We start from the raw sequence: 22,242 nt of genomic DNA, 5'->3' as shown, positions 1-22,242 counted from the left end.
ATCCGTTGCCGGGAAGAGCATTCGTCATCACGTCAGGGAAAGGCGGCGTCGGAAAGACCACGACGACCGCTAATGTCGGCTGCGCGCTCGCATCGCTCGGCAAGCAAGTCGTGCTCATGGACGCGGACATCGGATTGCGCAATCTCGATCTCGTCCTCGGACTGGAAAAACGCATCGTCTTTGATCTCGTCGACGTCGCCGAAGGGCGCTGCCAGCCGCGCCAGGCTCTGATCCGCGACAAACGGCTTGACGGGCTGTACTTGCTGCCCGCGTCGCAGACCAAGAACAAGGAATCGATCGAAGAGGATCAGATGCGCGAAGTCGTGCGTCTGCTCGTGGCGGAATTCGATGTCGTTCTCATAGATTGTCCGGCCGGCATCGAACATGGTTTCCGCAACGCAATCGCAGGCGCCGACGAAGCGATCGTCGTCACGACGCCTGAGGTGTCTGCTATTCGCGACGCCGATCGGATTCTCGGCATGCTCGGCCAACGGCGCGCACGTCTGATCGTCAATCGAGTCCGTCTCGAGATGGTGAAGACGGGCGACATGCTCGCGGTCGAGGACGTCGCGGAGATTCTCGGTCGCGAAGTGCTCGGCGTCGTGCCGGACGACGAAGAGATCATCGACACGACGAATCGGGGCGAGCCGATCGTGCTCGATGCGAGCCGGCGTCTCGCCAAGACCTACATTGCGATAGCACGTCGTCTGATCGGAGAGGACGTGCCGCTGCCGTCGTTCGACGACGACGGCTTCTTCGGCCGCCTGCGCCGACTGATGATCGGAACCCGCTCACATGCCTGATCTCGAACGCGACGTCCAAGACGCGCCTGCGGCGCCGGCCGGAGCAAGTTCACAGCTGCAGCTCGACGCGCCGTCGGCCGCACCCGTCAAACTCGGCCGGTCGATCGTGGTGACGTCCGGCAAAGGCGGCGTCGGGAAGACGACCACGACCGCCAACCTCGGCACCGCTCTCGCCGACGCCGGCCGTTCGGTCGTCGTCGTTGATGCCGACGTGGGGCTGCGCAATCTCGACGTCGTGCTCGGTCTCGAAAACCGCGTCTCCAAGCACCTGCTCGACGTCATCGAAGAGAAATGCTCGCTCGATGACGCGCTTGTGCGGGATCGCGTTCGCCGGAATCTTCTCTTGATGCCCGCGGCGCAAAATCGTGAGAAAGACGATGTGCCGGAGGAGAAGATGGCGCTGCTCGTCCGCCAGCTCCAGGAGCGCTTTGAATTCGTCCTCATCGATTGTCCGGCGGGCATCGAACAGGGATTCCGCAACGCGGTCGTCGGTGCGCAGGAGGCGATCGTGGTCACGACTCCCGAGGTCTCGGCGGTCCGTGACGCGGATCGCGTCATCGGCTTGCTGCCGCGGAACATCGAGTTGAAGCTCGTCGTCAACCGCGTTCGCCCCGCCATGGTCAAGAAGGGCACGATGATGAGCGTCGCCGACGTGAACGCGATCCTTCGTCTCGACTTGCTCGGCGTCGTGCCGGACGAACGCGAGATCATCATCGCCACCAATCGCGGCACACCGGTCATCGACATCGAAGGCTCCGAGACCGGGGCGGCATTCCGCAGGATCGCGCGCCGCATGCTCGGCGAAGATGTGCCGATCCCATCGTTCGAAGACAAGAGCAATTTCGTCACACGGATCATGAGCACGCTCGGCCTTGGCCGTTCGTAGAGGACTGGACTGATGATCGATTTCCTCGCGAAGTTTTTCCGCCGCGAAGAGGCGAGTTCGAGCAGAGCCCGCGAGCGGCTCCGGTTGGTCTTGATGTCCGATCGTGTCTCGCTCGCGCCGGATATCTTCGATGCGATGAAGGGCGAGATGCTCGACGTGCTCCGGCGGTATCTGGAGATCGACGAGCGTGGTATGGACGTGCACTTTGAGAACGCCGAGCGCCAATTCGCCCTGATGGCGAACATCCCAGTGCGCGAAGTCAAGACGCACGATGCGATCGCGCTCGCGCGCCGCGTCGCCGTGCCCGAAGGGGCCGAATTCACGTCGGCCAAGCAAACCGCTTCCGCCGATGCTGCAAACGGCTCCGCCGCGCAACAGGCAACGATGACCGTGCCGCGTCGCCGCCGGAGACGGCGGGCACGCACGGCCGCGATCGCGCCGCTCGCATCGCAGCCGAACGACGACGCGGGGACGCCGCAGTCAAACGACGACGCGGGGACGCCGCAGCCGAACGACGACGCGGGGGCGCCGCCGCCCAGCGGATAACCCGTATCAAGGATGCTGGAGCGCCCTTGGTACGTCTCGCTTAACTACGTTCTCGCGATCACGGCGATAGCGCTATCGGTGGTCGGGCTCGTCGTGATCAAGAGCGCGACCCTGCACGCAGGCGACGCTCGGGGCGACGTCGCGCATCAGATCGCGTATCTCATCGTGGGCGTGCTTGCGATGGCCGCGCTCGCGTTTGTGGACTACCATGTCTGGCAACGCTTCGCGCTGCCGCTCTATATCGTCAACATCGTGCTGCTCGCTGCGGTTCTTGCAGCCGGCCACACAGCGCTCGGCGCACAGCGTTGGATCGGCATAGGACCGATCGTCTTTCAACCGTCCGAGCCGGCGAAGCTCTTGTCCACACTGTCACTCGCCGCGATTCTCGCCGACCCGCGGCGTTCGCTGCGTCGCTTCCGAGATTTTCTTCTGCCGCTCGCCGCATTGGCGCTCCCCGTTGCGCTCGTGCTGAAGCAGCCCGACCTCGGAACAGCGCTCGTCATCATCGCGATTTTCACCGCCATGTTCTTCTTCGCGCTGCCGAAAGCTCGCTATTTCGCCGCCTACGCCGCGGCGTTCGTCGGTCTTGGCGCCGTCGCGGTGACGTCGCCGTTCGTGCTGCACGGGTACCAGCGCGCGCGACTGCTGATGTTTCTCAATCCGCAAAGCGATCCGCAGGGCGCCGGCTGGAGTCTGATCCAGTCGAAGATCGCGATCGGCTCCGGCATGCTGCTCGGCAAAGGGCTGTTCAACGGCACGCAGACACAACTCGGTTTCGTGCCCGAACACGCGACCGATTTCATCTTCACGGTGATCGGCGAAGAATGGGGATTCATCGGCGCGCTTGCGCTCCTCGCGCTGTACGCGATCGTGGTGGCGAGCGGCTTGATCGCGCTCGCGAGCGCGCGCGACATGTACGGCGCGCTTGTCGCGGCGGGCATCACCGGGATGTTCGCGTTCCATATCATGGTCAACATCGGCATGACCATCGGCATCATGCCCATAACGGGTATCCCGCTGCCGTTCATCTCGTACGGCGGGTCGAGCCTCATCACGTGTCTCATGGCCGTCGGGATCTTGCTCAATATCCACGTGCAGCGCGATAAGATATCGTTTGACGACGTATGAGATCGCCCAAGCATCGCGTCGTGCCCGAGAAATACGACCGTCTGCCGGACGACGGCGTCGTCAGAGTATTTCGCGAGCGGCGCCGTGCGAGCTCCGTGACGGTGGTGACCGGTGTGGCGGCAACGGATCTCGAGCGCATCGGCACGGAATTGAAACGGCGCTGCGCGACCGGCGGGACGACCAAGAACGGATTTGTGGAACTGCAAGGCGACCACCGCGACGCGGTGATCGCCTTCTTCGAGCACGAGGGCCGGCGTGTGAAGCGCGCCGGAGGCTAGATGCCCGCCGCCGATCTCGCCGCGGCCAACGCGGCCTCGTAGTCCGGCTCGTGCGTGCCGTCGGGAACGACCTGCACGTAACGCACCGTACCATCGGCGGCGATGATGAAGATCGATCGCGCGAGCAATCCCTTTTCCTTCATCCGCACGCCGAAGGCCATGCCAAATGAGTGGTCGCGGAAATCCGACAGCATCTCGATGTTGCTGACGGTTTCCGCAACGCACCAGCGCTTCTGCGCAAACGGCAGATCCATGCTCACCGCGTACGTCTTGATTTTCTCTGCCGGAAGCTCCCCGACGAGCTTGCTGAATTTCGCCGTCTCGATCGAGCAGACGCCGGTGTCGAGCGACGGCACGACGATCAGCAGCGCCGCGCGTTTTCCATGATCGATGACGTCGTCGCGAGTCACGCTCGATAGGTCGGCCGCCGCAAGCCGAAAATCGGGAGCCTTGTCGCCGGCTTTCACCGCCGTACCTTGCAAGGTGACCGGCGCGCCCTTCCATGTCACGATGCCGCTTCGCTCGGTTGCCTGATCCACGCTCACGAGAACCATCCTTTTTATCGTGGGCGACCGATGGCCGCCCTACTACGGCTACGGCGACCGGTAGTCGCCCAACTACGGAAGTGGTTTGGCGCTTCGCGGCGGCGGTCATCCCACCCGCCCGCGTCTTGAAAGAGGCCGCCCCGTCCCTCATGGAGAACCAATGGTTCGAACCGGTCGACGGCCGGAGGCCCGTACCACGAGCCGAACTTGCGTTGCATCCACGGCGAAGACGTCCGGTGCCGATCAAATCAGCGCCGACGCAAGCCACCGAGAACGATTTCCAAACCGCATTCCCAGATTTCTCGCAACGCCCGCCTCGCGCAGTACGCTCCCGCCATAGGCGCAAAGGACGATCGAAGCGCCCCGGTCAGCACGATACCGCCGCGAAAGCGCCGCCTGCAGCATGCGGGCGCGAGCGCGCGAGAGGTTCGTGCGTATACCAACGATCGAGGTCACGACGCCGATCCGACAGCCGCAACCGACGCGAAATACCCGCGAAATTCAGTTCGCAAGCCCACACATCTCTTCGATTCGCCGCGGTGCCGCCATTGGCGTACCGCGGTTGCGGCGTGTCTGCAGTCCTGACGAACCTCGAACACCATCGCAAAGGCAGAAAATCATTTGAAGACCGAACTGCTCATATCGTGCGACGATTGGGAAAACCGCGTCGCAGTCCTCGAAGAAGGTTCCCTCGCCGAGATCTACTTCGAACGCGAAGAAAAAGTCATCGGCTCCATCTACAAAGGCCGCGTCGAAAACGTCTTGCCCGGAATGGGCGCGAGCTTCGTGAACATCGGCCTCGGCCGCAACGCGTTCTTGTACGTCGACGACGTCATGCGCGATCCCATCAACATCGGCGAGACGGAGATCACCGATCGCCGCAAAGGCCATACGGTCAACGAGCTCCTCCATCCCGGAGACGAAGTGCTCGTGCAGATCGTCAAGGAGCCGCGCGGGCTCAAAGGCGCGCGCGTTTCCACCAACATCTCGCTGCCGGGGCGCTATCTCGTGCTCATGCCGACGGGCCGGTACTCGGGTGTCTCATCGAAGATCGAAGACGAAGACGAACGCGACCGTCTGAAGCAGATCATGCGGGATGTCCGCCCCGAAGGCATGGCGACGATCGTCCGCACGGCCGCACGCGGCGTGAGCAAAGCCGAGCTCATCGCCGATCTCGGCGTTCAGCTGCGTCTGTGGCATGGAATACTGGAATCGTTCAAACGCGCGACCGCGCCGTCGCTGCTGCACAAAGATCTCAATCTGGTCTTCAAGGCCGTGCGCGACTTCATGACGAGCGACGTCGAAAGCGTCTCGATAGATTCGAAGGAACAGTTCGATGAGATAAGACAGACGCTCTCGCTGCTCGGGCCGCAGTATTTGAACCGGCTCAAGCTGTGGGATGGGCCCGGCAACCTCTTCGAGTCGCGCGGCATCGACGATGAGCTGCAAAAACTGCTCAAGCCGAAGATCATGCTGCCGTCGGGCGGCCACCTCGTCCTCGAGCATACCGAAGCGCTGACCGTCGTCGACGTCAACACCGGCAAGTTCACGAGCGGCCGAAATCTCGAGGACACGCTTGTCCGCACGAACATCGAAGCGGCGGCTGAGATCGCGCGCCAAGTGCGCTTGCGCGACATCGGCGGCATCATCGTCGTGGACTTCATCGACATGGCGCACGAGCGCAGCCGCCAGCAGGTGATAGACACGCTCTCGGATGCGTTGCGCCGCGACCGCACGCGAAGCACGATCCAAGTGTTCTCCAACCTCGGACTGCTCGAATTCACACGCAAACGCGTCGGTAAAGATCTCGGCGGTCAGCTGAGGTCGGACTGCCCGTATTGCACGGGGCTCGGCACGGTGATGTCGAGCGAATCTATCGCGATCAAGCTATTGCGCGACATCCGGCAGCGAGCACGCAACGGGGAACGGATGAAACGTTTCGACGTCGTCGTCGATCCGTCCGTCGCGACGCAGCTCATGGGTTGGTATAGAGAAGAATTCGAGAAGCTCGGGACCGCCAACGAATTCGAATTGCAGGTCTTCGTCGAGCCGCAGCGCCACCGCGAAAGCGTGCTGATCGAGACGAGCCGGCGAACGCGCAAACCGCTCGTGGCAGGACGGGAAATCGAGACCGAGCTGCTGGCGGTCCGCATGCCCGACCCGTCGTCCGGCGTCGCCGTGGTGGACGGCAATCTCATAGAAGTCAAAGATGCGGCGAACGGCGTCGGCCAGACGGTGAAGTTGAAGATCACCGCCGCAGACGGCAACATCGCCACCGCAGACCTCTCTGAGCCGCTGCAATCGGCGCAACGCCGTCGTCGTCGCGGCCGCGGCCGCGGCAAGAGCGCGGTGGAGACCGAAGCGCCCATCGCTCCGCCGGTTGTCGCGCATCGCGACGAGGACCGAGACGAGGATCGCGAGCGCGATGTTCGGCGTGAGCCCGAGCGCGTCGCCGCCGCCGCATCGCGCCAGAGCGCGCGATCCAAGGCGCGCGACATCCCGTACGGATTGGACTTGGACGAGGACGAAGAAGAGGATTACACGCTTCGCGGCGGCCGGCAAGCCGGCGGAGCGGTAGCTCGCGCTACGTCATCATCCGAAAAACCTGCAGCAAAGCGCGAGGACAGGAGCAGAGCGGGCCGCGGTGACGCGCGTCAGCGCGAATCCGTCCGCGGCGGTCGCGGCGGTAGAGCCCCCGAACGACACGATCGCGATCGCGATCGCTCGAGACCGCAGCCCGTGATCGTGGGCGGCGAAGGCGATATCGATTTCGAGGATTCAGACGATGCAGTCGTCGTCGTGCCTGGCGGACGAGCGCCTCGAAGCACCGCGGCTCCGCGAAGCCGCGGAACGGTGCGCGACGGACGAGACGCCGGCCGGGAACGCGAACCGGTTCGAGAAGCAGCAGCGCCGCGCGCTCGCACTCCATTAGATGAAGAAGATCGTGACGAGAGCGACGCTCCACGGCGCCGGCGGCGCCGCGGCGGACGCGGACGAACCGCCGCTGCGTCTCCAACGGAAGCTGGTCGAGTCCCGTACGACGACGAGGAATCCGATGTCGAGATCGTCGACGCCGGCCGGCCACGCACGATTGAGATCGAGCCCGAGCGCGGTCGCGCGCGTTCAGCGGAACGCGATGACCGGCCTCGCGCGCGCCGCGACGAACGGGACGACCGGCCGCGCGCGCGCGGCGTGCGGCCACCGGAGCGCGCGATTGACGAGGATCGCAGCGAAGCATCCGAGCGCGGCGAGCGCGCCGAAGGAAGACCGCGTCACAGATTCACCGGGCCGATCAAGCAGCTCTACGGTGAGCCGGTCACGGTCGATCGCGACGAAGAAGACGCGCCCAGCAGCGCACGTCCGCCTCAGCGTGACCGATCCGAGCCCGTTCGCGGAGCGAGTCCGAGAACGGCCGGCGGCGACCGCGCGCGTCACGAAGCGATTCCGGAGCGGCGGCCGCTGCGCGACCGCGACGACAGACCACGCGACCGCGACGATAGACCGCGCGATCGCGACGACAGACCGCGCGACGATAGACCGCGCGTCCGTGACGACAGACCGCGCGGCAGCGACGACAGACCTCGCGACCGCGACGACAGACCTCCTGTCCGAGATGACCGGCCACGCGAGCGAACCGCGCCGCCGCGAGATCGCGGAGGCCGTCGACCGGCACCTTCGTTTGGCCGACCAATTCGAGAACCGGACGTCAAGCCCGGCGACTATGCCGATCTCGACGAACCGGAAGACGATCTCGACTTGATCATCGCGCCCGACAAGCCCGCGACGATCGAAGTGGAGATACAGCATGGTCCGATCCCGCGCGCGCCACGCGGCGACGCGGGGCACGCCGCGCTTCCCAAAGCGGACGAGTTAGGAGAACGCGGTCCGCGTCGCGATCGCGGTGATCGACCCGAACGCGGCGACCGGCCGCGGGGCCGGGGTCGAGACGGGGGCGATCGGGGACGGCGCGATGCCGGACCACCGCGCACCGGCCCGGCGATGAAGCAGCTCTATCCGCCGGCGGATATGGAAGAGACGCCGCTTCCGCCTGGCGCAGCAAAGCCGCCGCCGTTCGATTCGCGACGCACGCCTCGCGGCCCGATGATGCGCGGTCCCGGCGAGCCGCCGCCGCCGAAGGGCAAAGTGCGTCAGCTCTACCCGCCGCCGGCCGAGCCGACGGTCGAGTCCGAACCATCGCATAGGCATGACGCGATCGAACCGCTCGACGTGGAGCACAACCATCATATCGGCGCTCCCGAGCCGAACGGCACCTCGATCTTCGTGAGCGATGCGGAGGAGCTTGAAGATCGCCGCCGGCGAGCTCGCGAACGGGCCGAGGAACGCAGGCGCGCCGAAGCGCTCGAGGTCGTGGACCCGCTACCCGCGGCGCCGCTTCCATGGGATGCGCCCGGCGACGACGACTTCTAACGGCTGATGGCCAACCTGCTCACTTTCAAAGGCAAGACGCCGCGGATAGGCCGCGGCGTTTTCCTGGCGCCGAACGCCACGCTGATCGGCGATGTGGAGATCGGCGACGGAGCGAGCGTGTGGTTCGGCGCTGTCCTGCGCGGAGACGAAGCGGGCATCCGCATCGGAGCGCGCACCTCGGTGCAGGACAACGTCGTCATTCACGTCTACGAAGGTCATGATACGATCGTCGAAGACGATGTCACGATCGGGCACGGCGCGATACTCGAAGCATGCAAGATCGGTCGCGGGGCGCTCATCGGTATGAACGCGGTGGTGCTCAATCGCGCAGAGGTCGGCGAACGCGCGCTGATCGCTGCAGGCACCGTCGTGCTCGAAGATCAGACGATTCCGCCCGACGTCCTCGCAGCCGGCGCGCCCGCAAGAGTCAAGAAGCAACTCGAGGGCAGTTCGCGCACGTGGTCGCAAGTCTCGACAAACGCATACGTGCGCTTGACCGCCGAATATCTCGCCGAAGGCCTCGACCGATAAGAATGTTGGGCGGACCTTTATGGTCCGCCGGCGGACGATGAACGTCCGCCCTACATCGCCCCTTCGGGCCGGCGGACGATAAACGTCCGCCCTACATCGGGCGACCGCGATATGCTGCGATGGCGACGTAGAGCATCGTCGTGACGATCGCACCCGGCACACCGGCAGCGCCGTACGCGAATACGATGGCGGGAAACGCGAATGAGCGCGCGCGTTGCGCAGCGATCGTCGCCGCGATCGAGGCGACGAAGACCGCCGCATCGGCATAGAGATTTCCACTGAAGAACGCCATCGTGAACATGATGGCGCCCGCCGCGACCGCTATCCACGCGCGTCCGAAGAGCGTGCGCGTCGCGCTTGCAGCACCGCCCCAGGTGAGAGCGGCAGCGGCGAAAACGAGGCCGCCCACGAGGGCCGCGTCTGTCGTCGACGCAGCGAGCAAGCCATGTTGGCGGTCGCCAACTCCGGCGATCGCAAGAACGGCGCTGATCGCGACCGCGGCGAGCACGCCGATACGCGCTCGACTCGAAAACGAGAGACAGAAATCATCGGTCAACCGCGCGTCGGCGCGGCGCGCGCACGCGACGAGGCACACGGCGCCGACGATCCCCCAGAGCGACGGCGTCCTGTAAGGATCGCCCAGCCCCGTGAACCCTTCATGCGCGGCGACGAATGCGATCGCGAGGAAAAAAAGAGCTTGAGCCCCCGCCTGCGTCGCGGGCGTGCGCACGTCGCTGGTCAGCGTTTCGGGCGTCCGGCGCTTGGATGCGCTACGTCGCTTCGCGCCCATCGAGAATCCGCTCGACCTCGCTGAGGTCGGAAAGGCGATCGACATTGACCGCAAGTTCCGGATATTCGCAATCGACGCCGCGACATCGCAGACCGGAGAGCTCGCTCGCTCGCCGCTCAACGCTCGCAAGCGTCAACGTTCCGAACACATACCGAAAGACGAGTGCGGCGGAGAAGATACCAGCCAGCCGCAGCGGCGACTTCCGCGCCGCGGCGATGCGGCGCAGCAAGACCGCGAGACCTTCCATCGAACCGGCCCGGACCACCGTGACACCGCTTCCGCACATCGCGCCGCCCCGCAAGCGGGCCCACGTGTGTCGAACCGCCGGGTATTGCGCGACGTGGGCCTCGCGTCTCACGTAGCCGTACGACACGTCCCATTGGTCGCCCGCGGCGCGCGAGACAAAGGCATCGTAGTGCTCGCCGCGAGCGAGCGGGATATCGGTGGCGACGACAAGCACGCGCCGTTCGGGCGCCAAGCCGAGCAATCCGTTGATCAGACTATCGATCAGGCCGTCGCCGGGAGCCACGATCTCATCTGCAAGCGTCGAGCCGCGCTCGCCGAATGCGGCATCGAACGCGTCGCGCGGGGTCACGCACCGGATGCGGTCTATCGTCTTCGCTGCGCGCAGAGAACCGAGCACTCGCTCGAGCATGAGCACGCCGTCCAGCGGAAGATACGCTTTATTCGCGACCGAATGCCCGGCCGCGGCAAAATCTGATTCAAGCCGCCCGCCGGCGAGAGCGACCGCGGTGAGCGCTTCACTCGCCATCGTAGAACGCCGTTTCATGCGACCACTCGCCGGGAGCAAGGTCGATGCGAGACAGTGCCCGCCGCGCGTCCGTCCGCGATGGGAAGAAGCCGGCAACTGTCGATCCGCTGCCGCAGAGCAGCGTCGCCCCCGCGCCGGCTCGGCGAAGGCGATCGCGCGCGCTCGCCACCTCCGGCATCACATCGCAGATCACCGGATCGAATTCGTTGCGTGCATGCGCGCAGAATTCGGCGAAGCGACCGGCTGCGATGTCGGCAGCGACGATTTCCGAGACATCGCGCTCTGCGAGCGGGATGTTCGCAATATCGAGTTCTTCAGCACGCGCATCGAAACGGAGATACGCGTCGGCTGTGGACATGCCGGCGACGGGCTTGAGCAACGCGATGCCCCACGGCGGCGCGGTGACGCGGATTGGACGGATGATGTCGCCCGTGCCGCGCATTGTCTTGAAGCCCGTCGTCAGACATGCCGGTACGTCCGATCCGAGCGCGCCTGCTATCGCGGCGAGTTCGGATGCAGCGATGTGGCGTGAGTCCCGTTCCGCGGCGATGTGAGCGATCCCAAGGAGCGTCGCAGCCGCGTCGGCGCTCGCTCCCCCCAGACCGGCTTGCACGGGGATGTTCTTGCGTATGCGCAAGCGCACGTTTTCCGAGTTCGCTCCCAACGCCGAAGCCGCGCGAAACGCCAAGTTGTCGCGCTCCGCGATATCGACCCCCTCGCACTGCAAGGTGAAGCCGCCGACGCCTGGTTCGAAGAGGAGCAGGTCGCCCAGCTCGAGGCAAGCAGCCAAGGAGCGGATCTCATGCAAACCGTTCGGTTGGATTCGGCCGACGTGCAGGCAGACGTTCAACTTTGCCCGTGCTTGTGAGGAGAACGCACGGGTCCAGGTCCGCATCGTGCTGGCGACCTTCGAAAGCGCCCGAAATCCGTCCTCTGTCCCGCGAGCGGCGGCGACTTCGCTTTATAATGGAAAGAGCCGATAACAAATGAGGTGCGGGGGCCGCAAGCCTGCCGCAATTGCTATCCGCTTCTACGATTCCGCAGGCGAGACGATATATCGGTGGATACCTTCAACGGCAGGGCCTCACAAGGCAGAGATCTGGACACGCTCCTCCGCGAGATGGTCGCTTTGGGCGCCTCCGATTTGCATTTGAAAGCAGCCGTGCCGCCCATCGTGCGCGTTCACGGCACCCTCAAGCCCCTCGGTGACAAACCGCTCTCGCTCCCCGAGTGCGAGAACATCGTCTTCTCCTCGATGACGCACGCGCAACAGCAAGAGTTCATGGAGACGAAAGAGCTCGACTTCGCATACGGCCTGCATGGCCACGGCCGTTTCCGCGTCAATGCATTTTTCCAGCGCGGCACCGTCAGCGCCGCGTTCCGAACGGTACGCCTCGACATTCCGAGCATGGAGGAACTGCGCGTTCCGCAAGTGCTCAAGGCGCTGTGCGAGCAGCAAGACGGCATCATCCTGCTGACCGGCGCGACGGGCACCGGCAAGTCGACGACGCTGGCCGCGATGATCGACTACATCAACGCGACGCAACGCCGGCACATCGTGACGATCGAAGATCCGATCGAATACATCCACGTCGACAAGCAATCGATCATCTCGCAACGCGAAGTCGGCATCGACACGGGCTCGTTCACCGTCGCGCTGAAACAGTCGCTGCGTCAAGATCCGGACGTCATCCTCATCGGCGAGATGCGCGACCCAGAGACGATCATCACGGCGCTCACCGCGGCAGAGACCGGACACCTCGTTCTCTCCACGCTGCATACGCAGAACACCATTCAAGCGCTCGAGCGCATCATGGATGCCCTGCCCGAAGGCAACCGCAAGCAGTTCACCGTGCAGCTGTCCACGAGTCTCAGAGCGATCGTCTCGCAGCGTCTTCTCGTGCGCCTCGACGGCGGCGGACGCGTGCCGGCGGTCGAAGTGCTCATCGCGACGCCGACGATCCGCAGCTTGATCCTCGAAGGCAAGTTCGGCGATATGTATCAGTATATGGCCGCCGGAAAATACGATGGCATGCAGACGTTCACGCAGTCGCTGCTCGACCTCTATCAAAGCGGTCTGGTGACGGAAAAAGAGGCCTTTTCGAAGGCGGACAAGCCGACGGAATTCCGGTTGGCGATCGAAGGCCACGTCACGAGCGGCGCGGACATGCAAGAAACGGCCGCCTGGTAGGGCTAAAGACCGCGCAAATCGATCCCAGTCCCCGTTGACGCCGACTATTTCATTTCACGTCTGACAGTTTCGCTCATACCGAATTGTCCAGCCTATCATCGAATCGTCCGGCCATTCATTGAATTGTCCGTCCATTCAGTATATGAATGCATCTTTATGAAATGAAAAAGCCGGCTGGCGGTGACAAACTAGTGCCAAGATAGAAGAGTCAAATTGACTGCACGTAACTGCCGGTAGTGCACAAAGCGTGTCATTCACACGAGAGTGCGCAAGCGATTTGTTTCGGAGGGAACACATGGCACTGGCGGTCAGATTTGCGCGCGCGTTAGCTTTTGTGGGCGTTCTCCTCTCGCTTTGGCAAGGAAGCCAGGTCCGCGCCGGCACGACCGGCTCGATCCAGGGTTTCGTCTCCGACGCCAGCGGACATCCGATCGCGGGCGCCTCGGTCTCCGTCTCGTCGCCCGTCTATTCGAGCCACACGGTAAGCGGCGCAAACGGCTTTTTCGCGCTGAACGGCCTGCCGCCGGATACGTACACGGTCACGGCGTCGCGGACCGGCTTTGCGACGAGTCAGTATCCTGGTGTCACGGTCACCCAGGACCAGACCGTGAGAACGGATATCCGCTTGGCTGCGGACGTCAGAGTTCTGGGCAAGGAGACGGTTCGCGGTTCGACTTCGATCTATCAGCCGCGACAGACGGCAGATGCATATACCATCAATAGCCAGGCGATCACCAACATCACAGGGACACCGCAGAATCTGTCCGAGACAGCTGTCCTCGACGCGCTGCCCGGCATCACCACCGACTCAAATGGATACCCCGTGATCCGCGCCGGCGCCGAAAACGACGAGGGATTTCAGTACGATGGCGTCGATGCGACCGAACCGGTCAGCGGACAATTCATCAACAGCCTCGTGCTCAACGGCGTGTCGAGGCTCGTGCTTTCGACCGGCGGTTACGATGTCACGAACGGCAACACCAATTCCGGTGTCGTCAACGTCGTGGTGAAGCGCGGAACGTACCCAGGCACCGGCGAGTCGACCGGCTCCATCAATTATCCGAACTTCGATCATCGCCTGGCGTTCGACTTCGGTCAAGCAAGCCCCGACAACCGCTTTAGCTACTACTTTTCCTTTACGGGTTTGAGGGACGCCATCACATACGGCGACGACAAGACGTTCTATCCGCTCGCCGGAGGCGGACTCAAATATGCTCCCGGCAACGACTTGCTCGCGAATTTCGTCTATCACTTCGGCAGCCACCAAGAAAACGAGCTCCAATATTTCGCCGACACCGGCACGAATCTGTTCCAGTTCGGCTACGCTCAGGATTCCACGATTCTGCCGTACGACTCGAATAATCTCGTGACGCGGCTGCGTTCCGGCCTCGGCCTTTTCGCCGATCCAAACGCGGCGGTCTCCGATTTTGCCCCGCTCTTCCCTGGTCAGGTCGCGGTCCTTCAGAATATCGGCTACGACGATCATCAAACGGAAGACCACAACATCGAGAAGATCAATCTCAAACACCAGTTCAGCGCGTCGAGCTTTGGCGAATTTCGCGTTACCCGAACGGACTCGCTGGTGAACTTCATCTTGCCTTGGAACGGCGGCGCGCAGTCCGGTCAATACGAATTCGTGCACTCGAGCAGCCGGGCGCTGGCATTTGACTACACAAACCAGTTGAATTCGCGTCACGATGTCACGCTCGGCGGCGACACGAACTACACCTTGCCCGATTTCGCCATCAGCCGTCCGACGCTCGCATTGCAGACCGACCCTCTGGAGTGCGGCGAATTATGCGGGCTTCTCGGATTGGCCGGTTCGCTCGGTAATCCGAACGCGCCGCAAGGCTACGTTCAGGGCATCGCCGCGCTTGACGGCAGTTCCGCGACCGGCCTGCCTCTGAGCACTCTGCCCGACTCCGCAAGCCTCGCGAAGGATCCTCTGCATCGAAACGACCTCTACGTGAAAGATGATTTCACGCCAGCCGATCGCCTCGACATCACATTTGGCGTCCGATGGGATCAAGAAGTCATCGACCTGCCGTCGAATGCAGCGGCCCTGAACCAATACTACACCGTGGACAGCGCCGGACTCTATCACGTGCTGCCGGGGCCTGCCATCACCTCGGACGTGACGCGGCCCAGCCAAGTCAGCCCTCGGCTCGCCGTCGCTTACCAGGCCGGCTCACGCGACGCGCTCCGCTTTTCGTTCGGGAAGAACATCGAATTCACGCCGCTCAGCAACATCGAGAACACGTACGCCGTGAACCCAAGGTTGGCGAGCTGCAACATGGCAAGCGGCTGCTTCACGCCGCTCCCCGGTTTTGGAACCACGAATCACATCGCAAATCTCTATCAGCAGATCCTGGTCGACCTCAACACGAACAGTTTTGCTCAGTACACGCCCGTGCGTCCGCAGCGCGCGGTCAACTACGACCTGTCGTGGAATCACGACTTCGGCCAAGGCCTTGCGTTGCGCGTTACTCCCTATTACCGCAAGGGCTACGACTACGTCGCGGTCAGTACGCCGTTGTTGTTCAAGCTCAGCGACGGAACTCCAGTATTCGGTCCGGGCCGCGAAGAGAATGCCGGGATCAACTTCAACACCGGTGTGGAACTTTCGATCCAGAAATCCGCGGTCTTCGGATTGAGCGGTTTCGTGTCCGCGACATACGACAATACTCTCGCCAACTACGACAGCGACTTCTTCCCGGCGGTGAACAACGCGGCGATCGCCCTGAATCACCTGTTCCACGTCTCGTATGTCGCGCCGGTGACCGCAACGGCCGGTCTAAGCTATCAATCGCACCACGGATTCCACGCGAGCGTCGAAGTGCCGTATGAATCGGGCTACCGCTACGGTGTCGGAAAGCATACGTGGGTGTTTGGCGGCCCCAACGGCACGACGCCCGAGGAGGTCCTCAATACAGACCTCGCATCACCGGTCGGCAACTACTACTTCACGGATCCATCAAACCCGGGCACGATAGAACACCCGAACATCACCGGCTCGCTTGGCACGGCGGACGGCAACGATCCCGGTACCCTCAAAGGACCGGCTGAGGCGTTTGTCAATGTCGCGATCTCGCAAGACATAGGTTCCGGCCCGAGTCGTATGTCGCTCGGCCTGAATGCGAACAACATCTTGGGAAATTACAGTATCAGCGAGCCGATCGACAGCGCGCGGTACCACAACAACGGCCTCGGCGGATATGCGTCAAATTCCGGCATCTCCGGATTGCTCGGCCTTGAGCCGTACCGATACCGGCTACAACCAAGCTACTACCTCAACGAACCGGTCGGCGCAGCGCGCACCTATACGCTGTTCGTGAACATAAAATACTAGTCGAAAGTAACTTCGGGCGTGTCGTTTTCCGGCACCCATGAAAGGACTCGAAACGATGCGCAAACTCGGCGCAGGATTGATCGCGCTGGTCAGCGTGACGGTGATGGCGGGCTGCACGACGAACAATACGGTCGGCAATCCGGTCTTCGCGACGAAGGCCAAACTTCAGCTCGCCGTCGGCACGCTCAACGACTCGGCCGGCACGCTCACAAGCGTACCTGGAACCTATCTGAACGCGGTGTCCACGTTCAGGAATCAGCTTGGCACGTCGGCCTACATTCTTCCCGGCAACTCGACACTGGCCGTGCCAAGCGGCCCGCCCGTGAACACGTGCGGACTGTTCAGCTACGGACAGAATCCGGCGGCTATGCTTGCGCCGTTCAGCAACACGAACAATGGTCCCGGATTCATCGGCAACTATGCACCGGCGTTCGGCGCACCTCCGGCTCTATCGCCGGCAAACTCGAACGGCATCGGCTACGATCTCGGGTACCTCGTGTATTTCAACTCGTGCACGGTCGGCAATCCGGTGAGCCAACAGTTCGTCTTACCTCCCGCGCCGAGCGCGGGAACCTATACGCTGAGCACGACCGTAACGGTCAACGGGCGCAATCTCTCGTACGCTGCGAGCGCGACGCTCGGAACGCCGACCGTGCTCCCCGCAGATCCGACGCCTTCATACGTGCCGGGTGCGGCGGGCAGCGGCGGCGGTACGTTCACGGTCGCGGAGCCTGCCGGCGTCACGGAATCGCTCGTCGTCGTCGTCAACAACGCAACGTTCGCGGTCGCAGCGAGCGTCGCCACGAACAATACGACTGCGATCGTTCCGGCCGGAACGTTGGCGCCCGGGTCGTACGCAGCGTTCGTGATCGGCGCCGACTGGCCGCTCGCGGAGTCGTCACCGCCCAACAACAGCTCGCAGACGCCGACGCTCGTCGGTGCAGGCGGAACAGCAGACATGACGGTCTCCGGCGTCCTTCAATTCACTCAACCATAGAGTGTCACTGAAGCGGTTTCGACGTCCTTATGACGCCTTGGCCGAACGACGCCAGGTATAAATAGCCGCCGTTCCAATCCGCGCCGACGAAATGGTGCGCGATAGCTTTTGTGTCCACGCGCATCCAGTGCACTCCGACGTCGTACGACACAAACGCGCCGAACCGAGTCGTGATCACGACCGCGGGTATCGTCGGCGGCGTCGCACCCTCATTGAACGCTATCCGGTTGCCGAAGAATCGCGTGGCGTAGTAGCGCGCCGTTCGGATGACGCGCTCGTCGCTGTTCGGGAAGAGCAGATGCGGCCACGGCCGCGAGGGTGTCGGCTGAACGAAGGTCATCACGTGCGAGAAGGTCTGTGCGTTGTCGCCGCTCTTGAACGCGAGGATGTCGTCGGTGCTCGGGTCATGATCGATGAGGAGCAGCGTCCCTGCGACGCGGGGCTCGAAAGCCGCATAGAAGCGATGAACGGGAAACCACTGACTTCCCTGATTCGGCGCGGCGACATTCGGCAGACCGGCGGACTTATGCCACGTCGCGCCGCCGTCGTGCGTGTAGTAGAGGTGCGGGGCGGACGTCGCAGTGCCCGTCGCCACGACGATCGTGTTCGCGTCGACAGGCGAGACCGCCACTTGGTAGGGATTGCTGAAGTGCCAGGATGTATTTTTCCAGATCGTTCCGCCGTTCGTGCTCACCGCGACGGCCGCCGCACTCGTGTCCACATTCACAATGCCGTAGAGCGTCTTTGGTGAAGCCGGATCGAATGTCAGAGATTCGAAGCCCGATGTGTACGGACCGGCGAATGAAGAGCAGCTGTTGCTCGAGATGTACAGCCCTACATCGGGGTGCGCGAAGTAACAACGGGTCGGGTCGAGGGGGTTGATGGCGGCCTCGCCGCCTTCGCCGGCCTCGGCGGCGTTGTTATCGTAGTTCCAAGTCTTGCCGCCGTCAAGGCTTTCCACGGCGCTGTTGTCCTGCAGCGGCGCGATAATGCTCTTTCCGCTGGCCGTGACCTTCACGTCATACGCGAGCGTGTCGGCGACGTTGTTGTTCAGCGGCGGGGCGGTTCCCGACGTGCAGTGCGAAGCGTAGAATAACCCTTGGTCCTCCAGCAGGTAGCAGGCGTCGTCGGACTTGCTCGGGCCGGCCGCCGGCACGATGTAGCGCATGTCGACCCCATACGGCTGCGCGCCGTACTGGATGGCCGGGTTGGGATTGCCATCGGCGGTGAAGTAGTAGATCACGCCGCCGCCGTCGTCGCCGAGATACATGCGGTTCGGCACGACCAGACTGAACGCGATGGCCTGCGCGCCGATGGAGCACGGGCAGTTGATGAACCTCCATGTCTTGCCGCCGTTGACGGAGCCGTAGAGATCCTGATTCCACGCCGCCTGGTCGTCCACGTTTGCATAGACGATCTTTGCATTGAACGGATCCACCGCAAGATTGTGGACGGGGCCCGTGCCCACATGACCGGTCAAAGTCCAAACGCCGGCTTTCAGCCGGAAGACATTGCCGTCAGCCGTGCCTGCATACGTTGCGCCCGACGCGCTGACGACGGTCGACGCGCCGTTCGTGACCGCGAGCGAGACCGCCCATGTCGCGCCATCGTCTACAGAGACCAACACGCCGCGCCGGGTGGCGAGGTAGAGCGAAGTCCCGACCTTCGCGAACTGCGTCGCTTCCGAAAGATCGACGTTGTGCCAGGTGTTGCCGCCGTCGGTCGAGCGGAATGTGCCGCCGAATTCGGTCGCCGCAAGGACGACCGAGGGGTTCGATTGGTCGAGCCAGAGCCCGTTGACGACCGATGAGATCGTCCCATCCGGATTCGTCAAACCGGCGTTGACCGGCGTCCAATGCGCGCCGCCGTCCATCGTCCGATAGACGCCCGACTGCGAGGGAGATTCGCGCGGCGTGTTGCCCCAGCCGCCGCCGGTGAACATGATGTTCGGATTGCTCTGCACAAAGGCGAACGCGTTGAGCTTGCCCGAACCGACATTTCCGCCACTCGGTCCGATCTGCACCCAGAGCGGTCTCGATGCGAATGGATCGGCGAACGCCTTCGTCGCACCGCCCGGCATGATAAGCAGGAAGAACGCGGCGATCGACATGGCGATGCGGCGGAGGTGTGCTCCGGCTGGTTTCATCTTCAACTCCAAGCGCGAACGGAAACGAAACTTACTCTTAAGGCTCGTTTACCAAAACGCGCCGGAGGTCATTGTCCCCGGTTATGAGCCTTTCGACCGTTCCGAATGGGACTGGCGTGACGGTAGGCAGGTTGTTCCAACGGTTGTGGCGCGGTGACCACGTAGCCGCGGCCTCGCACGGTGGCTAGTTTGGCGCGCGCGCCCGCGTTGCGCAGTTTGCGCCGAACGCTATGAATGAAGACATTCAGTAAGTTCGCTGCCTCGCGACCGCCGCTGCCGCGCAACACGGTGTAGAATCGTTCGCGCGACACGATGGTTCCCGGTTCGTCGAAAAGCGCCCGCGCTAAGGCGAACTCCGTGGAACTCACCGAGATCGGCCGGCCATCGACCGTGAGCGACGCCAAGTCTGGATAGAGCGTGACGTTCGCGACAGTTCTAGACTCGAGAAAGACTTTCATAGTCGCGGTCTTTGCGCAACGCGATGCGTCGCGCCCTGCACGCGGGCACACGTACGGCACACGTCGCGTTTTTGCAGGTTTGCGCCATGGCACAAAGCTGGCACATATTGGCGGCTTTGCAAGCCGATTGCCGCTGGGATGCCGCGACGGCATCTCCGAAGGAATTAGTAGTTCAACGTTTCTCGAGGCTTCGGCGGAGATTTGTGACTATGGAAAGCAACCACCGGCGCAACGGCTATTCGCACGCAGATCTGCGCAACATGCTGCGCGTGGTCGGAAAGCCGCACGAACTCGAACGCCAGCCATTAGCGCTTCTTCTGCGCCACGCATTCGGAATGGCCACATGCCAAGAAGCTGTCATGCACCTGCTCGAGATGTCGTTCACGGATGCAGGAAACCGGACGAAACTGCTCCGCGACATCATCTTCACATGCGACGTCCATGGCGCAACGACCGGTGCCGCGACGCACCAGTTCAATTTATCGCGCCGCCAATTCTTCCGCTATCGCGCCGAGGCGTTCGACGTCCTCGCCGCAACCGTCGCACGCATTTTGAGCTCACCGCCCGATGACTCCGTCTACCTTTGGACGATCGCGCATCAGATCTCGATGACCGCTCCCGAACAAGCGCTCGCCCTGCTCGATGCCAGCAACATCGACCCCTACGGACGGCTTGGTCATTTTCGCGTCACGCTCGCCGTGTGGGCCGGTCAGCCGGTCACAGACGATGACCTCGCGCGCTGTTCGGACCATTTCCGAAGTCGGGCCATGCTTCGCATCGCCGGAGAGATGCACGGCCGCGGCGACTACGCGCGCGCAGAACGCATCCTTGCCGACGTGCGCGAGTCGACCGAGAAATTGGGCGCGTCCGCGTTGCCCGATCTTCTCTACGACATCGCTGACGCATCGCGCTGGCCCGCGCGCCGGCGCTGCGACACTGCGGCGATCGCACAGCACGTCGCAGTGATGAAACGCAACGCGGGCGGCGATTGGAGCGTGGCGCGAGTCCGTCAAGCCGAGGCGGAAGTGCAGATCAATCGCGGTGACGCCGACGGTGCGTCGAAGAGCCTCGAGCAGGCGTGGCAGATGGCGATGGCCGGCCGCGACGCCGTCCTGCTCTCGAATTCTGCGCTTGGTGAAGCGCGTCTCGCGTTCATCCGCGGCGTGTATGAGCGTGCATTTCGATTTGCGTTCGCGGCTGCGGTCGGATTGCGCGGTCATAGGTCTTACTCGCTCATCGCGCAGGTGATCGCCGGTAAGGCCGCGCTCGCCGTGGGCAAATCTTGGCAGCCTCCGGAAGATTGGGTGAAACGATATCCCGACTCTTGGCTTCGAGCCGAAGTCGATGCGATCCACGCGCGCCGCCTGCTTGCCGCCGGCGAGTGCGGAGAGGCCGAGTCCGTCGCGGTCGCGGCGCTGGAGTTGGCGGAGCGCCACGGTTCTCCATCCGGAATCGCGTACGCGATGGCGACGCTTGGCGCGGTGCTCGACCGCCGCGGCGACGTCGCCGGCGCGCAACGCGTGCGCGTGCGCGCGTGGCGCATGGCAGCTCTCCTCGAAGACGCTGTCTTGCATCACGACCTCTTCGCGATCTCGGGTCAGATACGTCGCGGAGTGGGGCCGATCGCGATCGATGATGGTTTTTGTGCGGCAATCGTCGACGTCGCGCCGGCAGGCCTTCGCGCCGTGGGAACTCCAGATGTTCAGCGCGCGTTCGTCCGGGATGCGCTGCTCGCAGCCGCGCTGCCGAACGCCATCGAACAGCGCGGTGTGCAACCCGCTCGTCCTTACGCTGACGCTGCGGAAGCACTGGCAAGCGCCGCGCCGCTCGTGGCGATCGCGATCGACCATGCCGACCGAGAAGCATATGCACGAGCGATGACCGCCGCCGCATTTTCGGTTGCGCGCGCGCACAGCCGCCCCGTCTCCGGTCGCGGCGTCATCCCGCCTCGGCGGCGCGGCACAATGTTGGCACCGACCACCGCAGCAAATTAGCGGACACCGTCCAAGACAGCAAGGTGGAGCGGATGTCGCTCCATCGCTTCTGCTCTTTGGAGGAAACGCAGATGAGATCTCGGTCACTGCGCGTCGCGTTGCTCGCGATCGTTGCGGTGTTCTGCCAGGCAACATGGGCACTGGCCGGAACCACCGGAACGTTGAGCGGCTCCGTGTACGCGGCCAACGGCTCGCCTATCGCGGGCGCAAGAATCAGTGCGACGTCGCCGTCGCAGTCAAGTTCGGCGACGACGGATTCGGGAGGACACTTCACGATCGTCTCTCTCGTTCCGGATACCTACACCGTGACTGCTTCAGCCGACGGGTACGAGACCACCGCGCAGCAAGGCGTGACGGTCACGTCTGACAACGTCGCGGCAGTCCGGATCACGATGCAGAA

Annotated in this window: 18 protein-coding genes; 12 read left to right on the top strand and 6 right to left on the bottom strand. The window is 63.4% G+C overall.

The window, feature by feature from the left end; genetic code table 11:
* The first annotated feature begins 5 nt into the window (after window positions 1–5).
* Genes minD (VKT51_03155) through VKT51_03135 form a run of 5 tightly spaced genes read left to right on the top strand, consistent with a single transcriptional unit; the run spans window position 6 to window position 3,641 of the window.
* Window positions 6–803, top strand: a complete 798-nt coding sequence (gene minD / locus VKT51_03155; GenBank protein HLJ83160.1) for a septum site-determining protein MinD — start codon at window positions 6–8, stop codon at window positions 801–803.
* Window positions 796–1,689 (top strand): septum site-determining protein MinD, encoded by an 894-nt coding sequence (gene minD / locus VKT51_03150; protein HLJ83159.1) that lies wholly within the window; start codon window positions 796–798, stop codon window positions 1,687–1,689. Before minD (VKT51_03155) ends, minD (VKT51_03150) begins: the two co-directional genes overlap by 8 nt.
* A gap of 12 nt (window positions 1,690–1,701) precedes the next feature.
* Complete coding sequence (gene minE, locus VKT51_03145; GenBank protein ID HLJ83158.1) at window positions 1,702–2,235, top strand: cell division topological specificity factor MinE; 534 nt, start codon at window positions 1,702–1,704, stop codon at window positions 2,233–2,235.
* Window positions 2,236–2,247: 12 nt separating this feature from the next.
* On the top strand, window positions 2,248–3,363 hold the full coding sequence (gene rodA, locus VKT51_03140; GenBank protein ID HLJ83157.1) for a rod shape-determining protein RodA: 1,116 nt from the start codon (window positions 2,248–2,250) through the stop codon (window positions 3,361–3,363).
* On the top strand, window positions 3,360–3,641 hold the full coding sequence (locus tag VKT51_03135) for a hypothetical protein (GenBank protein ID HLJ83156.1): 282 nt from the start codon (window positions 3,360–3,362) through the stop codon (window positions 3,639–3,641). Before rodA ends, VKT51_03135 begins: the two co-directional genes overlap by 4 nt.
* Here the strand turns inward: VKT51_03135 and tpx are convergent.
* Window positions 3,638–4,180 (bottom strand): thiol peroxidase, encoded by a 543-nt coding sequence (gene tpx, locus VKT51_03130; GenBank protein ID HLJ83155.1) that lies wholly within the window; start codon window positions 4,178–4,180, stop codon window positions 3,638–3,640. The two genes, VKT51_03135 and tpx, sit on opposite strands and share 4 nt — an antisense overlap.
* Before the next feature lie 627 nt (window positions 4,181–4,807).
* Here tpx and VKT51_03125 point away from each other — a divergent pair.
* Window positions 4,808–8,614 (top strand): Rne/Rng family ribonuclease, encoded by a 3,807-nt coding sequence (locus tag VKT51_03125; protein ID HLJ83154.1) that lies wholly within the window; start codon window positions 4,808–4,810, stop codon window positions 8,612–8,614.
* Window positions 8,615–8,620: 6 nt separating this feature from the next.
* Window positions 8,621–9,145, top strand: a complete 525-nt coding sequence (locus tag VKT51_03120) for a gamma carbonic anhydrase family protein (protein ID HLJ83153.1) — start codon at window positions 8,621–8,623, stop codon at window positions 9,143–9,145.
* A 91-nt stretch (window positions 9,146–9,236) separates the two neighbouring features.
* Here VKT51_03120 and VKT51_03115 read toward each other — a convergent pair whose 3' ends face one another.
* The 3 genes from VKT51_03115 to VKT51_03105 are packed head-to-tail and all read right to left on the bottom strand — an operon-like array spanning window position 9,237 to window position 11,602.
* Window positions 9,237–9,935 (bottom strand): hypothetical protein, encoded by a 699-nt coding sequence (locus VKT51_03115; GenBank protein ID HLJ83152.1) that lies wholly within the window; start codon window positions 9,933–9,935, stop codon window positions 9,237–9,239.
* Window positions 9,916–10,725, bottom strand: coding sequence for a nucleotidyltransferase family protein (locus tag VKT51_03110; GenBank protein ID HLJ83151.1), 810 nt, complete (start codon window positions 10,723–10,725; stop codon window positions 9,916–9,918). The genes VKT51_03115 and VKT51_03110 overlap by 20 nt, the downstream gene beginning before the upstream one ends.
* Window positions 10,697–11,602, bottom strand: a complete 906-nt coding sequence (locus tag VKT51_03105; GenBank protein ID HLJ83150.1) for a hypothetical protein — start codon at window positions 11,600–11,602, stop codon at window positions 10,697–10,699. The genes VKT51_03110 and VKT51_03105 overlap by 29 nt, the downstream gene beginning before the upstream one ends.
* 165 nt (window positions 11,603–11,767) lie before the next feature.
* On the opposite strand from VKT51_03105, the gene VKT51_03100 reads away from it, so the two are divergent.
* The 3 genes from VKT51_03100 to VKT51_03090 all read left to right on the top strand — a co-directional run bounded on the left by VKT51_03100 (window position 11,768) and on the right by VKT51_03090 (window position 17,244).
* Window positions 11,768–12,898: a type IV pilus twitching motility protein PilT gene (locus tag VKT51_03100; protein HLJ83149.1), complete on the top strand. Its 1,131-nt coding sequence runs from the start codon at window positions 11,768–11,770 to the stop codon at window positions 12,896–12,898.
* A 295-nt stretch (window positions 12,899–13,193) separates the two neighbouring features.
* Complete coding sequence (locus tag VKT51_03095) at window positions 13,194–16,247, top strand: TonB-dependent receptor (protein HLJ83148.1); 3,054 nt, start codon at window positions 13,194–13,196, stop codon at window positions 16,245–16,247.
* Between the two features lie 37 nt (window positions 16,248–16,284).
* On the top strand, window positions 16,285–17,244 hold the full coding sequence (locus tag VKT51_03090; protein HLJ83147.1) for a hypothetical protein: 960 nt from the start codon (window positions 16,285–16,287) through the stop codon (window positions 17,242–17,244).
* A 4-nt stretch (window positions 17,245–17,248) separates the two neighbouring features.
* On the opposite strand, the gene VKT51_03085 is transcribed toward VKT51_03090, so the two are convergent.
* Both VKT51_03085 and VKT51_03080 read right to left on the bottom strand, forming a co-directional pair.
* Entirely contained in the window at window positions 17,249–19,390 is a 2,142-nt protein-coding gene (locus VKT51_03085; GenBank protein HLJ83146.1) for a hypothetical protein, read from the bottom strand.
* A 68-nt stretch (window positions 19,391–19,458) separates the two neighbouring features.
* Window positions 19,459–19,848: a winged helix-turn-helix domain-containing protein gene (locus VKT51_03080; GenBank protein HLJ83145.1), complete on the bottom strand. Its 390-nt coding sequence runs from the start codon at window positions 19,846–19,848 to the stop codon at window positions 19,459–19,461.
* A gap of 209 nt (window positions 19,849–20,057) precedes the next feature.
* On the opposite strand from VKT51_03080, the gene VKT51_03075 reads away from it, so the two are divergent.
* Entirely contained in the window at window positions 20,058–21,842 is a 1,785-nt protein-coding gene (locus VKT51_03075; protein HLJ83144.1) for a hypothetical protein, read from the top strand.
* 71 nt (window positions 21,843–21,913) lie between these two features.
* A partial coding sequence (locus tag VKT51_03070) for a carboxypeptidase-like regulatory domain-containing protein (GenBank protein HLJ83143.1) occupies window positions 21,914–22,242 on the top strand: 329 nt, incomplete at its 3' end.

The sequence above is a fragment of the Candidatus Eremiobacteraceae bacterium genome, assembly GCA_035295225.1.
Taxonomy (GTDB): Bacteria; Vulcanimicrobiota; Vulcanimicrobiia; order Eremiobacterales; family Eremiobacteraceae; genus JABCYQ01.
Note: the sequence above shows the minus strand (reverse complement) of the source record. Positions and strands in the feature narration are given on the sequence as shown.

Excerpts from the sequence above, each read along its gene's own strand:
- rodA (HLJ83157.1), top strand. The coding sequence starts at position 2,248 with ATGCTGGAGCGCCCTTGGTACGTCTCGCTTAACTACGTTCTCGCGATC.
- VKT51_03090 (HLJ83147.1), top strand. The coding sequence starts at position 16,285 with ATGAAAGGACTCGAAACGATGCGCAAACTCGGCGCAGGATTGATCGCG.
- VKT51_03105 (HLJ83150.1), bottom strand. The coding sequence starts at position 11,602 with ATGCGGACCTGGACCCGTGCGTTCTCCTCACAAGCACGGGCAAAGTTG.
- VKT51_03075 (HLJ83144.1), top strand. The coding sequence starts at position 20,058 with ATGGAAAGCAACCACCGGCGCAACGGCTATTCGCACGCAGATCTGCGC.
- VKT51_03110 (HLJ83151.1), bottom strand. The coding sequence starts at position 10,725 with ATGAAACGGCGTTCTACGATGGCGAGTGAAGCGCTCACCGCGGTCGCT.
- VKT51_03135 (HLJ83156.1), top strand. The coding sequence starts at position 3,360 with ATGAGATCGCCCAAGCATCGCGTCGTGCCCGAGAAATACGACCGTCTG.
- VKT51_03080 (HLJ83145.1), bottom strand. The coding sequence starts at position 19,848 with ATGAAAGTCTTTCTCGAGTCTAGAACTGTCGCGAACGTCACGCTCTAT.
- VKT51_03095 (HLJ83148.1), top strand. The coding sequence starts at position 13,194 with ATGGCACTGGCGGTCAGATTTGCGCGCGCGTTAGCTTTTGTGGGCGTT.
- VKT51_03120 (HLJ83153.1), top strand. The coding sequence starts at position 8,621 with ATGGCCAACCTGCTCACTTTCAAAGGCAAGACGCCGCGGATAGGCCGC.
- minE (HLJ83158.1), top strand. The coding sequence starts at position 1,702 with ATGATCGATTTCCTCGCGAAGTTTTTCCGCCGCGAAGAGGCGAGTTCG.
- VKT51_03115 (HLJ83152.1), bottom strand. The coding sequence starts at position 9,935 with ATGGGCGCGAAGCGACGTAGCGCATCCAAGCGCCGGACGCCCGAAACG.
- minD (HLJ83159.1), top strand. The coding sequence starts at position 796 with ATGCCTGATCTCGAACGCGACGTCCAAGACGCGCCTGCGGCGCCGGCC.
- VKT51_03085 (HLJ83146.1), bottom strand. The coding sequence starts at position 19,390 with ATGAAACCAGCCGGAGCACACCTCCGCCGCATCGCCATGTCGATCGCC.